This window comes from Candidatus Desulfolinea nitratireducens, assembly GCF_982879505.1.
This window is the reverse complement of record NZ_CEYOSI010000062.1, coordinates 1-13,616: the sequence shown is the minus strand read 5'-3', so window position 1 is coordinate 13,616 and position 13,616 is coordinate 1. Positions and strand designations below refer to the sequence as shown.

Sequence of the window (13,616 nt, the reverse complement as noted above, 5' to 3'; positions counted from 1 at the left end):
CGGGGATTTCAATCTTGCTCATTTCGCCCGATTCCCAATCACCTAATCCCTGATTGCCGCTAGAAAACTCAACCCTTCTAGCATGCATGGCGAGATCGTTTTCATGTCACTTTGTTTGTCTTGAGTATTATAATTGGCTTCGATGATGGTCATTCGGCAATCAGGAGAAGACTAATCAAAAACAATCGAATAATAGTTATTACGACCATGGGGTTGGGCATTCTCGCCACGAATATTATGCGGCCTATTCTGCCTCTCTACCTGACGTCCGTCGGAGTCTCTCCTAAAATATTGGGGCTGATGTTTTCGATGGCCATGGCGGGCATGTTATTTGGAGAAATATCCTGGGGTTGGGTAGCCGACAAAATAGGGATTAAACTTCCCATGAGTGTAGGAACCACGATCTTTGGGTTGATCATATTTTTCTTTGCCTATACTCAGAATATTTCATCGCTATTTATTCTTTTCCTGTTTTGGGGTCTGGCTCGCTCTGCTCTCTTTGGACCAGGCCGGGGGTATATTGGGGCTGCTGCATCCCCATCAAACAAAGCCGCTTCCATGGCCATCATTGCCGTATTGCTATCCGCATCCAGTAGTTTGGGGGCTCTCTCCAGCGGCTTTATCGCGGACACCTGGGGGTATCGGTTTGTCTTTTTTGCCGCCTGTGGTGTTGCCCTGATTGGGGGAGGCGTATTGCTTATCGGTTTAAAAAAGACTCGCTGGGTAGCACATAAACCGATCACCATACCCTCCTCTTTTACCAATACGTCCTCTTTCAAAAACGTATTATCTTTTTGCCGCCCTTTGGCTCCTCAATGCCTCGTTGCTACCCTTTTCTTTTTGGGTCATGGTATTTTGGGTGCCTTTTTGCCACTTCTGGCAACCCAGGTAGTAGGAGGTATCTCAGCTACCGAAGTGGGTTTTCTTTATTTTATTGCAGGATTTGTTTCGATGATACTGGGGATACCGCTGGGAATGCTCGCCGATCGCGCAGGGAAAAAGAAGATTATGATATTTGGCCTGCTGCTCTCAAGCGTTGCGCTGGCGGGAATGGCTTTCGCAACAAGCTATCTCTGGCTTATCATCGTCACCATCAGCCAGAGTGTGGGGATGGCTATGTTCAGCCCGGCCTCGATGGGGCTATTATCCGACTCTGTCTCATCGCAACGGCAAAGTACGGCTATGGGAGTCTACGGTGGATTATGTGAAGATCCTGGGATTATCGCCGGATCAGCCCTCGGAGGGTTTATCTGGAGTGCCTGGGGACCACAGGCCACCTTTCTGACTGGCGCGATAGCCGCCGGGCTGGGAGTGGTGGTGAGTTTGGCGTTGATAAAAGAATCGTCCTGAAACCGGTATCTTCCAGGCGGCCAACCAATCCCGTCAAGCACTGCTTTTTGGCTGCTGACTAATTACTGATCCTTCGGCACATGCTCCTTCTCCTCACGACCTAATTCTAACGAGCGCTGATAAGCTGCCCAAATCGCGCGGGAAATGGCGGTGCGGACACCCGCTTTTTCGAGGTAATAGAGCGCTTCGGCAGAGGTTCCGCCTGAAGAGGTGACCTGATTGCGCAGCGCGGCGACATGCATGTCGTTCTTCTCATAGAAATTAACCGAGCCGCGCATCGTCTGCACAACCAGCTTCTCGGAGATGCGACGGGGGAATCCCATGTGGACGCCGGCATCGATCATTGCTTCCATGAACATATAGACATACGCGGGGCCTGTCCCGGAGAGGGCTGTCGCCATGTCGAGATAGCTCTCGTCCTCGACGAAAATCTCTTCTCCCAATGCTGAAAGGATCTGCCGTGCCTGTTCCTTTTGCTCATCCGAAACGGAAGCCGAGGCCGTCCAGACTGTGATCCCCTCCCCGATGCGGGCGGGAGTATTTGGCATGGTGCGGATTATTTTCCCGTGTGTTAAGCCTTCGCTCATCTTCTCAATGGTCGCGCCTGCAATGATCGATAAAACCAAAGCCTTCTCAGGAATTTTCCCTTTTAGATCAGATAAGACAGCGCTTAACCGCTGTGGTTTGATCGATAGAACCACCACATCCGCTTCTTTTACGGCTGCAATATTATCTGTGAAAGGCTGGACACCATATTTTTCTCGTAACTCAAAACCACGATCTTCGCGTGGATCACTTGCAAATAGATTTTCTGGATCAGCCAATTTTTCGCGCAGCAGACCGACGATCATTGCGCCAGCCATTGCACCAGAACCGATAAAAGCTATTTTTATTTTACTCATAAGGTTTCCTTTTTAGCCCTCACCCCCAACCCCTCTCCCGCAAGCGGGAGAGGGGAGTCCGAGCGGAGCAAGGACGGGGTGAGGGAAGTTTTTAAGCCGTCTGATAATAACCCATGTCCACAGAGTAGACACGGCCGCATTTGATCACTTTCTTAACGAGATTTGTCCCAAAGCGATAACCAAGCTGACGGTAATCCGGGACGGAGAGGATCAGCATATCGGCCTGTTTGCCCGGCTCCAGGGAACCGATCTTATCCTCGCGGCGGATCGCATAAGCTGAGTTGATCGTCGCGGCGACAATTGCCTGCGCAGGAGTCAACTTCATTGACCGGCAGGCCAGCGCCAGGACAAATTGCATCGATTCGTTCCAGGCTGTACCAGGATTACAATCCGTTGCCAGGGCAAGGATAACACCCGCATCCAGCATCTTCTGGGCGGGAGTGTAATCAGGTTCGGCAAGGCCAAAGGGTGTGCAGGGCAGGGAAACGGCAACCGTTTCCGAGTTGGCAAGGACTGCGATATCTTCATCGGATGTTTTTACAAGATGATCTGCTGAGACCGCGCCCAGCTCTGCTGCCAAACTCGCCCCGCCGAGATTATCAAATTCGTCGGCGTGGATTTTGAGTGGAAAGCCCAGCTCTTTGGCCGTTTCTAAAACCTGGCGGGATTGCGCCAGATCAAATGCACTGGTCTCGCAGAAAATATCCACAAAGGGAAGGTTTTCGTGGCGTGGTGCATGTGTTTCCCACCATTCTTTGACCAGTGGCAGCATCGTTTCACTGACAAGATCCGTGTAACCTTGCGGATCGTCTTTGCCTGCGCCCGAAAGGGTGAATTCAGGAGCGATGGCGTGCGCGCCGAGGAAGGTGATCGCCAACTCCAGCGGGCCCTCATCGTCGAGGGCGAGCAGGGCTTTGAGCAGACGCAGTTCAGTCGCGGTTTGGAGCCCATAGCCAGTCTTTGCTTCAGCGGTGGTTGTTCCAGTGGAGAACATTCTCATTAAACGGGGGCGGGCCTGTGCGAGGAGTGATTCGATGGAGGCTTTGCGGGTCTCGCGAACAGTAGAGATGATTCCGCCGCCTGCGGCAAGGATATCCAAGTATTTTGCCCCCTCGAGTCGCATCTCAAATTCCTTTGCCCGATCACCGCCCCAGATCAGATGGGTATGCGGATCGACAAATCCCGGCATGAGGACGCTGCCTGAAGCATCAAGGGTGGGTTCGTTGGGATGCTTCGCACGCATTTCAGGCGTGCTACCGATTTCGATTATTTTCTCGTCCCGAACGAGTACAGCGCCATCTTCGATCATACCGAGGTTGCCAAGATCGCGCCCGCGTTGAGGGCCGCCAGCGATGGTCAGGAGTTGTGTTGCAGAGTGAATGAGCATAGTTTTTTTAGAGACTTCAGACTTCAGACTTCAGATTTTATTCTACCCAATCAAAGGTTCTGGTAACGGCTTTTTTCCAGCCATTGTAGAGCTTATCACGTTTTACGGCATTCATTTGTGGTTGCCATTCTTTGTCCTGCCCCCAATTGGCGCGCAATTCGTCAAGATTATCCCAAAATCCGACCGCCAATCCCGCTGCATAGGCTGCGCCGAGGGCGGTTGTTTCTGCAACAGTTGGGCGGATTACGGGGACATTGAGCATGTCCGCCTGGAATTGCATCAGCATCTCGTTGAAAACCATCCCGCCATCCACCTTGAGCGCGGTCAATTTCACGCCTGAATCTTTTTCCATTGCGTCCAAAACTTCGCGGGTTTGGAAGGCGGTCGCTTCGAGGGCGGCGCGGGCGATATGCCCTTTATTGATATAACGAGTCAGACCGACAATCGCACCGCGTGCGTCACTCCGCCAATAGGGTGCGAAAAGGCCGCTAAAGGCCGGGACAAAATAGATCCCGCCGTTGTCGTCCACCGTTTCTGCGAGGGCTTCCACATCGGATGATTTATCGATCATCCCCAGATTATCACGCAGCCACTGGACGAGAGCGCCAGTGATCGCAATTGACCCTTCAAGGGCATAGATGGCAGGCTGATCGCCGATCTTATATCCCAGCGTGGTCAGCAGACCGGTTTCCGAAGGGACAGGTTTTTCTCCGGTGTTGAGCAGCATAAAACAGCCTGTACCGTAGGTGTTTTTGGCCTCTCCGGGGGTAAAACAGGTTTGGCCAAAAAGTGCGGCTTGTTGGTCGCCGAGATCACCTGCAACGGGCATCCCTTCAAAGAGGCCATCCAGAGCGATTTCGCCCATCGATACATGGCCGTAAACTTCTGAAGATGAACGGATCTCAGGCATCATTGAGCGAGGGATACCCATCAACGAGAGAAGGTCATCGTCCCAGTCGAGGGTTTCCAAATCCATCAGCTGGGTGCGGGAGGCATTGGTCACATCGGTTACATGCTCGCCGGTAAAATTCCAGATGATCCAGGTGTCCATATTGCCGAAAAATAGATCGCCCCGGTCAGCAGCTTCACGGGCACCATGCACATTATCCAAAATCCATTTTACTTTTGGGCCAGAGAAATAGGTCGCCAAAGGCAATCCGGTTTTGGCGCGCAAACGATCCTGACCACCTTCCATTGCCAGCGAATTACAAATCTGATCTGTGCGTGTATCCTGCCAAACAATGGCATTGTAAATTGGCTCACCTGTTTCCTTATTCCAAACGACAGCCGTCTCACGTTGGTTGGTGATCCCAATGGCCGCAATCTCGCTGGCGTCAATCTCGCCTTTTTTGAGCGCACCGGCCATCACTTCATGCGTTCGTACCCAAATTTCGAGTGGGTCATGTTCCACCCAGCCGGGTTTGGGATAAATTTGTTTATGTTCCTTCTGGTCAACAGCGATTACTGCACCGCCATGATCAAAAATCATAAAGCGTGTGCTGGTGGTTCCCTGATCGATTGCGGCGATATATTTTGGCATAAAAATAACCTTTATCACGAATTTTGCGAATAAAACGAATAAGAGCTTGATCACGAATGGTACGAATTTGGCGAATAAAAACGAATACAAGCTTTATCACGAATATTACGAATTTGGCGAATAAAAACGAATACAAACTTTATCACGAATGGTACGAATTTGGCGAATGAAAACGAATAAGAGCTTTAATTTGTAATTCTTGTATACTCAACGCGTTTGGTTGCAAAGTTAACTAGAATACCAAGTTTCAAGTCCGTAGCTCGAAGATAGGAAAGTAATTGTTGTTTGAACAAATCATTTAAGCCAACCACAGCTTTTAATTCCAGAATGATTTTACCCTCGACTACCAAATCTAAACGATACGTCCCCAGTTTTTGTCCCTTGTACCCAATCTCAATTTGCTATTGTACTTCGTAAGCAATTCCCTTCTTCTCCAATTCAAAAATCAAAGCACGTTCATAAATGTTTTCTGTAAATCCAGGTCCCAATTGATTATGGACTTCAAAAACAGCTTCCATCACGCGATAAGACAAATCAGCATACAGTACTTTTTGATCAGCTTTTATCCTGTTTTTATTCGTGTCATTCGGATTATTCGCTTTCATTCGTGATCCCCCAATTTCTTCCACCAACAAGGAAGGATTTTCCAGGCATGGATTTCTTCCCAGCAGGCTGGACCTGATCAAGGACGAGGATGCCCTTAGCGGTGCCAATGGCCGGAACGCCCGCGACTTTTAGTTTGCTGCCGATCCCCGGGCTTTTTCCCGCGTCAACATGGGCGCGATGCACTTTTAGGGGGGCACCGTTCCACTCAAAGAAGGTTCCTGGCCACGGAGAGAATGCTCGTACGCGCCGTTCCAGTTCTTCGGCAGTCTGCGAAAAATCAAGGCGACCATCTTCCTTTTTGAGCATTTTAGCGTAGGTCGCGCCCTCTTCGGGTTGCGGTTGGGGCTGAATTTCGCCGGAAAGATATTTGGGGAAGGTCTCCACAAGCAATTCAGCACCGAGGGGGGCAAGTTTCTCAAAGAGAGTCTCGCCAGTATCATCCTCTGCGATGGGGAGGGCACGGTGCGAGAGCATCGGGCCGGTATCAACGCCTTCATCCATTTTTATGATGGTGATGCCGCTTTCCGCATCTCCCGCCAATATCGCGGCCTGGATCGGGGCAGCCCCCCGCCATCGTGGGAGCAATGACCCGTGAATATTGATGCATCCATAAGGGGGGAGTTGGAGAATGTTGGGGCGCAGAATTTGCCCGTAAGCGGCGACCACGATCAGGTCCGGGGCGAAGCGGCGCAAGGCCTCCATCGCCTCCTCATCATATAGGCGATTCGGCTGAATTGCGGGAATCTCCAATTCATCCGCCAAAACTTTCACAGGAGGGGAGACAGTTTTTTTTCCACGCCCGGCACGTCGATCTGGCTGGGTGACAACGCCCACCACCTTGTATCGTTGGTTCAGGGCGCGCAGGGCGATCGCCGCAAAATCGGGTGATCCCATAAAGATAATCCGGGGAGAAGTTTTCATAGTGTGATTATACAATAGACCTTTTGCATATGTGCTCCCGGCGGCGTCCCCGCCGCTGCCCTAAAGGATGCTACGCAAAGGACGGCGGCTAGAGCAGTGTCAAAAAAGGACTTTTGCAAGAAGTTTAATCTTTTCCTGATTGATTTATAACTATATTCGCTGTAGAATAAGGCAAGTTTTGTTTTATTCGTCTAAATAAAGAGGAGCAAATAATGACCGAAGAACCGATTAATGCTGAACCAGTATTTGATATAAGCAGTGATGATAAGCTATGGGCGGCATTAGCCTATTTCTTTTCGCCCATTGTCCCTATTATTATTATGTTATTGGAGGATAAAAAAGATCGCCCCTTCATCAGAGCACATAATGTCCAGGCGCTTATTTTAGGGATTTTGATGTCTGTTCTTTTGCCAATAATTGCTACTGTGACACTTGGTTGTGGCGCCATTATTTGGTTGGTCATGTGGTACTGGGCTTATAAAGCCTACCAAGGTGAATATGTTGAAGTTCCAGTAGTGACCAATTTTGTAAAAAATCAGGGCTGGGCATAAGAACCTAACTATCTTCTCAAAATCAAAGCCTGCATCCAATGCAGGCTTTTTTCTTTGCAACTTTCAGTGTCATGAACCGTAAGTAGCAATGAAGCAGAAGAAGACTAATAGAGCCATCAAATTAACCTTACATAATCTACGTCACTACTCTTTCGGGCATTATGCCCTTCAGAGTACTCGTGCGAGAAGGGCGATAGCCCGACGCGGCAGTCTTCTGCAGGGATGGAGATTGCTTCGCTTCGCTCGCAATGACGTGACTTTGTACAATGTTTACGTGATTTGTCTATAAGGAGAAACAACGATGAGTAACCAGACTCTTGGCCCTACAAATGCAAAACCGCAATTGATCATGACAATTGCGATCATGACTTTAATCAGCGGTATTCTCAATATCTTATGGGGATTGGGATTGACAGCAGCAATTGTACTGGGAACTTTTTTTCTAGGCATTGTCTGCGCGCCGGTGACGATTTTACCGGCAGCTCTGGGTATTTTCGAAGTGATCTACGCTTTAAAACTTCTTTCAGACCCACCTCAGCCTGTGCAACCTTCACAATCCATTGCCGTCGTGGAAATTGTTAGTATTATTACAGGCAATATTATTTCTGCAGGTGTTGGCATTCTGGTGTTGATCCTGTATAACGACCCGATCGTGAAGAACTATTTTGCCAGGATCAATGGGCAGATGATTCCATCCGCTACGCCTGTGACCCCGGAACCGGTAGCACCTCCCAAACCTGTACTGCCAAAGGAGCCTGCTCCAAAACCCAAGCCAGTCAAGAAGGTTGCCGCCAAGCCAAAGGCAGAAGAAAATACGAATACAAAAAAAATGTGAAGCCAAAAACACCAAAAAAACCTGCAACAGCAAAAAAGGCAAATGCGGATGAGGGTCCAACTAAACCTATATCTGATATATAGAGCCATTCTGCACCTTGACTTCTCATCCCCGCAGGGTAGAATGATGTGACAACAATTTACAGGAAATCGGGAAGAGACTCAATGAGCACCGAAGGGGCAAGCCTGGGCTGGCAAGTTCAGGCGAAACTCTCAGGTAAAAGGACCCGATATCTTTAGAATTCTCTGGAAAGTCCCTTTTGGGACACCGAAGGTGCAAGTCCCTCGTTTGTGATCCATTATGATCGGGGCGAATCTCTCAGGTTGATGACAGAGGCGCGCGAATTTATTTTCGTGCGCTTTTTTAATTAATCCCCAAAGCCTGTAATTTAGTTTGAAGGAGACAAACATGAAATTCCCAAGCAATTTGAAATACACAAAGTCTGACGAGTGGGTTGATCTTGAAAGCGGAAAAATAGGATTGACCGATTATGCCCAGGACCAGCTCTCTGATATCGTTTTCGTTGAGGCCCTTGTAGAAGTTGATGATGATGTGGAAGTCGGCGGCGAAATTTCTTCCGTTGAATCCGTGAAGGCTTCAGCAGAAGTTTATGCCCCAGCTGGCGGTAAAATCGTCGCGGTCAACGAAGATTTGGCCGATACCCCCGAAGTGATTAACAGCGATCCCTTTGGTGCAGGCTGGCTTGTGCAGGTTGAGGTAAGCAGCCAGAGCGATGAGCTGATGGATGCTGCCGCATACGAGAAGTATTGCGCAGAGAGAGATTAATAGTTATCAGTGGACAGTGTTCAGAATTTTATATTCACTGAATACTGACCACCGAATACGGAGAAGAAATGACCTATATCCCCCACTCCCCAAAAGAGCGGGATGAGATGCTGGCGACAATTGGTGTAGAGAAGCTTGAAGATCTTTTCAAAGCCATTCCCGCCGCGCATCGTTATCCCGACCTGGACCTGCCCCCGGCGCTATCTGAGATGGAAGCAGCGACAGAATTGAGCGAGATTTCTCTCGCCAACGAGACCACAGCTGAGTTGGTTTCCTTCCTCGGCGCAGGTGTCTATAACCACTATATTCCCGCCGCGATCAATCATATTTTGCTCCGTGGCGAGTTCTACACCGCTTACACTCCCTACCAACCGGAAATTTCGCAGGGTACGCTCCAGGCGATCTTTGAATATCAGTCGATGATCGCCAACCTGACCGGGATGGATGTGGCGAATGCCTCCCATTATGATGGGGCGACCGCAGTGGCAGAAGCCGTCAATATGGCAATGGCGCAATATCGTGACAAACGCAAAAAGATCGTCATGTCGCCAAGCGTGCACCCGCAATATCAAGCAACAACGGATACCTACACCCAATTTTCTGATATTGATATCGTTGGCGCGGAATCAGGCCACTCATCCACACCTGAGGCGTTGGCAGAATTGATCGACGAAAATACAGCGCTTGTCGTCGTTCAATACCCCGATTTCTTTGGTCGCATTTTTGATTACACCAAATTGGGCGAAGCCGCACATGAGGCGGGCGCGCTTTTCTGTATCGTCGCCAACCCCACAGCGCTGGGCATGTTGAAAACACCCGGAGAGATGGGCGCAGATATGGTTGTCGGCGAGGGTCAGCCCCTCGGCATCTCGATGTCCTACGGCGGCCCCTACCTGGGATTCTTCACCACACGTCAGGAGTATGTCCGCAAGATGGCGGGGCGATTGGTCGGCGAGAGCGTCGATTCTCGCGGCCAACGCGCTTATGTACTAACGCTGACCCCACGCGAACAACATATCAAACGCGAACGCGCTACATCCAATATTTGTACAAATCAGGGTTTGTTGGCCCTGGCAGCCGGTGTTTATATGAGCCTGCTCGGACAGACAGGTATGCGGCAGGTTGCTGAACTTTGCTATCACAAGGCGCATTATGCCGCTGAACGGATTGCTACGATCCCTGGCTTTGATCTATGCCATAGCGAGCCTTTCTTTCATGAATTTGCAGTTTGCTGCCCAACATCAGTGGATGAAATTAATGCTCATTTGCTTGAACACGGCATTCTCGGTGGCTATGATCTGGGACAGGATTATCCTGAGCTAAAGGATCATATGCTGGTTGCTGTAACCGAAAAGACCAGCAAGGAAGAAATTGATGCCTTGGTAGAAGTCCTTTCGGAGGTGAACCATGACTGATTTCAAATTGACTGAAGCCCCGAAGATCGTTGAACCGACCATCTACGAACTTTCTTCTCCGGGACGGACCGGCGTAACCTATCCTGATCCTGACGTGCCGCGTGCCAAATTACCGGATGAACTGCTCCGCAAGGTGATACCGCTCCCCGAACTCAGCGAAGTGGATGTGATCCGCCATTTCGTTAAGCTCTCCACCTTCAATTACAGTGTGGATAGCGGCTTCTATCCGCTCGGCTCCTGCACAATGAAGTACAACCCCAAGATCAACGAAGATACCGCCCGCCTGCCGGGATTTGCGAATCTGCACCCGCTGCAACCCATTGAGACAACACAGGGCGCATTGATGTTGATGTACCAACTCCAGGAATGGCTGAAAGAGATCAGTGGCTTTGATGCGATCACCTTGCAGCCTGCCGCTGGTGCACATGGTGAATTTGTTGGCGTTCTGGTAATGCGTGCTTATCATCGCGACCGCAATGATAACAAACGAACCAAGATGCTTATCCCGGATTCGGCACATGGGACAAACCCTGCCACCTCTGCAATGAGCGGATTGAAGGTAGTCCAGATCCCATCGGATGAACGTGGCAATGTTGATCTTGAGGCGCTGCGCGCCGAAGCGGATGATACCCTCGTCGGCATGATGCTGACCAATCCGAATACGCTCGGCCTCTTTGATGAAAATGTCGAAGAAGTTTGCAGGATCGTCCACGAAGCGGGTGGCTTGATGTATGGCGACGGTGCCAATATGAATGCGCTACTGGGTATCGCCAAAATGGCTGATCTTGGCTTCGATGTGATGCACTACAACCTGCATAAAACCTTCTCCACGCCCCATGGCGGCGGTGGCCCGGGATCGGGCCCTGTTGTTGTTACCGCAGAGTTGGCCCAATTCCTGCCCGCACCGATCGTTGCTGTAGTCGAAGAAGAAGCGGATGGCCTGCCTCCGCTTTATGGGCTGGTCGATCCCTCCAAAACAGTCGGACGTGTCAAAGCATTTAATGGACATTTTGGGATGTTCGTCCGCGCTTTCACTTATATTGCCATGCACGGCCCCGATGGCCTGCGCGACATCTCTGAATACGCGGTCCTGAATGCCAATTATCTGCTAACTCGGCTGCGGGATGCTTATCACGTCCCCTATGATCGGATTTGCATGCACGAGTTCGTTGCTGAGGGACGCTGGAAAGATGCGCCAGATATTCATGCCTTGGATGTGGCCAAACGACTGATGGACTACGGTTTCCACCCCCCAACAAACTACTTCCCGCTCATTGTCCATGAGGCGTTGATGATCGAGCCAACTGAGACTGAAAATAAGGGCACCCTGGATGCCTTTGTGGATGCGATGCTCAAGATCGCCGACGAAGCGCACACCTCCCCGAACTTGCTGCACGAGGCCCCAACCAGGACGCCCTTTGGCAGACTGGACGAGGTCAAAGCCGCCAAAGAATTGATTTTGTGCTGCTGGTTGCCCGAAGATTACGGGAATCAGTAAAAAGAGGAATAACAATCAGGTAACCAAACTTCCGAAGTCCTGGAGACTTCGGAAGTTTTTTTCTTCATAGTAAAATCAGTAAATATGAAAAGGCATCTAGCTTTGAAATTAACCATTCTTGTTTTCATAGTGGGCATTCTTTTACCAAAAGAAGCGCTTGCGCGCTCGCTGGCACAAGATTCTACGCCAACCCCTGCTGAAGTGATTGAGGCGGTCAATGCACTCCGAATCGCAAGTGGACTAAACCCCTTAAGTACACATCCGGCGCTGATGCAGGTCGCCCAATGGGAAGCGAACGCAATTGCTGGTGGTGCCGCCGGGCATACACGTCCGGCTGGCCTCACGCTTGGTAAATGGCTGATTTCACTGGGCTATCCACTGGCTGGCGATCTGTCACTGGACGGATACCGATCTGAAAACTGGGTTGCGGCAAATACGACAGAGGATGCGATTCGATTTTGGCTGGGGGACGGACCCCATACAAATACGATGCTCTCACCAAATCGCAGCGATATTGGCGCTTCTGTGGCAGTCAGTGGCCAGACCTATATTGTTATCGAAACAGCCTTGCAAACGGGTAGCGGCCAGATGCAGTCAGATGCAGAGACCATGCTGGGTGATCTTTCCGAAGCGCATGATGGTTCAGAAGAAAGCAGCCTTTTACCACAATTTATTATGCCTGTCATCGTCAGCGCTGCCCGCCCGGATGGAGATGTTATCCACAAAGTGCAATACGGCCAATCGCTTTGGAGTATTGCCATGGCCTATTACACAACAGTCGATCAAATCCGTGCCTGGAATAACCTCGGAGATTCCACTTCAATAACCGAAGGCTATCTTTTGCTGGTTCAAAAGGCTGCTACTCAGCAAGCCCCTCTCACCGCGACCTCCCTGCCATCAGCTACGCCTACATATCTTGTCGCGCCTACTTTTACACCAACAGTTGAAATCCCAACGATAAGCGTCCAACCCTCGTCGACAAATCCAGTAATGGATGAATCCCCTCATTCATCTTCCCCAAGAAGTTGGTTGGTTATTCTTATCATCATGGCAATGGTTGCCGGGATTTGGTTTGCCTTATCGATTCCCTCGGCAGATTAATAATTTTTCAACCTACAACAAGGTATTTATGGCAAAATTAAAACTTGACCTCCATGATATTTATAATCGCGGTGGAAAAATAGATTCTGAGTTAAATCGTATTATGCAGGAAGCGATTGAAAAAAAAATTGCGCTTGTTGAAATCATTCCAGGTAAGGGAAGCGGGCAGCTTAAAAAGAAGGTGCTCCGCTTTCTAAACCGGAAGGATATTCGCCCTCTTTATCATCGAATTGAAAAAGATAGCAAGAATTTTGGCCGGATCTTTGTTCATTTTCGACATTAGGTAGAATTGGATAATGACAAAAATCTACGACCTGATCATTATTGGCGCTGGACCTTCAGGCCTCTCGACTGCCCTTCATCTGGACCGCTTCGCGCGCGACCTTGGGCTTGATATCCTTATATTGGAAAAATCACAACATCCGAGAGTGAAGCTCTGCGCAGGCGGGATTCTTGCAGAGGGTGAGGCTATCCTCTCCAAACTTGGTCTCGACTTGCTCGAGGTCCCCCACGTGGACGTGGACAAAGCATTTCTAAACTACGAGGGGCGTGGCATGACTGCCCGCCTGCCCGGAGCTGGACCGATCTTCCGCGTTGTCCGACGGGATGAGTTCGACGCCTGGCTGGCAGGCAAAGTTCGAGAAAGGGGAATAGAAATTAGGGAGGAGATAGCCGTTAAAAGTGTAGAGACTCTTGCAGATTATGCCATCGTAAAAACATCTCA

At 49.9% G+C, this 13,616-nt stretch carries 13 protein-coding genes, 1 pseudogene and 1 riboswitch; of the genes and pseudogenes, 9 read left to right on the top strand and 5 right to left on the bottom strand.

Annotated features, from left to right (window positions below):
• Positions 1-207 precede the first annotated feature (207 nt).
• Positions 208-1,350 carry an MFS transporter gene (locus AC3DOM_RS07415; RefSeq protein ID WP_487918399.1) on the top strand — a complete coding sequence of 381 codons (1,143 nt, stop codon included), beginning with the start codon at positions 208-210 and terminating at the stop codon, positions 1,348-1,350.
• Between the two features lie 62 nt (positions 1,351-1,412).
• Here the strand turns inward: AC3DOM_RS07415 and proC are convergent, their stop codons facing one another.
• From proC to fmt, 5 genes and pseudogenes are all read right to left on the bottom strand, one after another.
• Positions 1,413-2,252 carry a pyrroline-5-carboxylate reductase gene (gene proC, locus AC3DOM_RS07410; protein WP_487918398.1) on the bottom strand — a complete coding sequence of 280 codons (840 nt, stop codon included), beginning with the start codon at positions 2,250-2,252 and terminating at the stop codon, positions 1,413-1,415.
• Positions 2,253-2,343: 91 nt separating this feature from the next.
• A complete protein-coding gene (hutI, locus tag AC3DOM_RS07405) occupies positions 2,344-3,639 on the bottom strand; it encodes an imidazolonepropionase (protein WP_487918397.1) in 1,296 nt (431 codons plus the stop codon).
• 37 nt (positions 3,640-3,676) lie between these two features.
• Positions 3,677-5,179, bottom strand: a complete 1,503-nt coding sequence (glpK, locus tag AC3DOM_RS07400; RefSeq protein ID WP_487918396.1) for a glycerol kinase GlpK — start codon at positions 5,177-5,179, stop codon at positions 3,677-3,679.
• A 185-nt stretch (positions 5,180-5,364) separates the two neighbouring features.
• A pseudogene (locus tag AC3DOM_RS07395) lies at positions 5,365-5,784 on the bottom strand (GxxExxY protein).
• On the bottom strand, positions 5,771-6,706 hold the full coding sequence (gene fmt, locus AC3DOM_RS07390) for a methionyl-tRNA formyltransferase (RefSeq protein WP_487918395.1): 936 nt from the start codon (positions 6,704-6,706) through the stop codon (positions 5,771-5,773). The pseudogene AC3DOM_RS07395 and the gene fmt overlap by 14 nt, the downstream one beginning before the upstream one ends.
• 212 nt (positions 6,707-6,918) lie before the next feature.
• Between fmt and AC3DOM_RS07385 the strand changes: the two genes are divergently transcribed.
• The 8 genes from AC3DOM_RS07385 to AC3DOM_RS07350 form a co-directional block, all read left to right on the top strand.
• Positions 6,919-7,257 carry a DUF4870 domain-containing protein gene (locus AC3DOM_RS07385; RefSeq protein ID WP_487918394.1) on the top strand — a complete coding sequence of 113 codons (339 nt, stop codon included), beginning with the start codon at positions 6,919-6,921 and terminating at the stop codon, positions 7,255-7,257.
• A gap of 301 nt (positions 7,258-7,558) precedes the next feature.
• Positions 7,559-8,092: a hypothetical protein gene (locus AC3DOM_RS07380; RefSeq protein ID WP_487918393.1), complete on the top strand. Its 534-nt coding sequence runs from the start codon at positions 7,559-7,561 to the stop codon at positions 8,090-8,092.
• A 141-nt stretch (positions 8,093-8,233) separates the two neighbouring features.
• A riboswitch (glycine riboswitch) is annotated at positions 8,234-8,330 on the top strand.
• A 170-nt stretch (positions 8,331-8,500) separates the two neighbouring features.
• Positions 8,501-8,878, top strand: a complete 378-nt coding sequence (gene gcvH / locus AC3DOM_RS07375; RefSeq protein WP_487918392.1) for a glycine cleavage system protein GcvH — start codon at positions 8,501-8,503, stop codon at positions 8,876-8,878.
• Between the two features lie 68 nt (positions 8,879-8,946).
• Entirely contained in the window at positions 8,947-10,293 is a 1,347-nt protein-coding gene (gene gcvPA, locus AC3DOM_RS07370; RefSeq protein WP_487918391.1) for an aminomethyl-transferring glycine dehydrogenase subunit GcvPA, read from the top strand.
• Positions 10,286-11,791, top strand: a complete 1,506-nt coding sequence (gcvPB, locus tag AC3DOM_RS07365) for an aminomethyl-transferring glycine dehydrogenase subunit GcvPB (protein WP_487918390.1) — start codon at positions 10,286-10,288, stop codon at positions 11,789-11,791. The genes gcvPA and gcvPB overlap by 8 nt, the downstream gene beginning before the upstream one ends.
• A 102-nt stretch (positions 11,792-11,893) precedes the next feature.
• A complete protein-coding gene (locus tag AC3DOM_RS07360) occupies positions 11,894-12,892 on the top strand; it encodes a LysM peptidoglycan-binding domain-containing protein (RefSeq protein WP_487918389.1) in 999 nt (332 codons plus the stop codon).
• A 28-nt stretch (positions 12,893-12,920) separates the two neighbouring features.
• On the top strand, positions 12,921-13,175 hold the full coding sequence (locus AC3DOM_RS07355; protein ID WP_487918388.1) for a Smr/MutS family protein: 255 nt from the start codon (positions 12,921-12,923) through the stop codon (positions 13,173-13,175).
• Positions 13,176-13,188: 13 nt separating this feature from the next.
• Positions 13,189-13,616, top strand: a 428-nt coding sequence (locus AC3DOM_RS07350) for an NAD(P)/FAD-dependent oxidoreductase (protein WP_487918387.1), incomplete at its 3' end; no start/stop codon positions are given.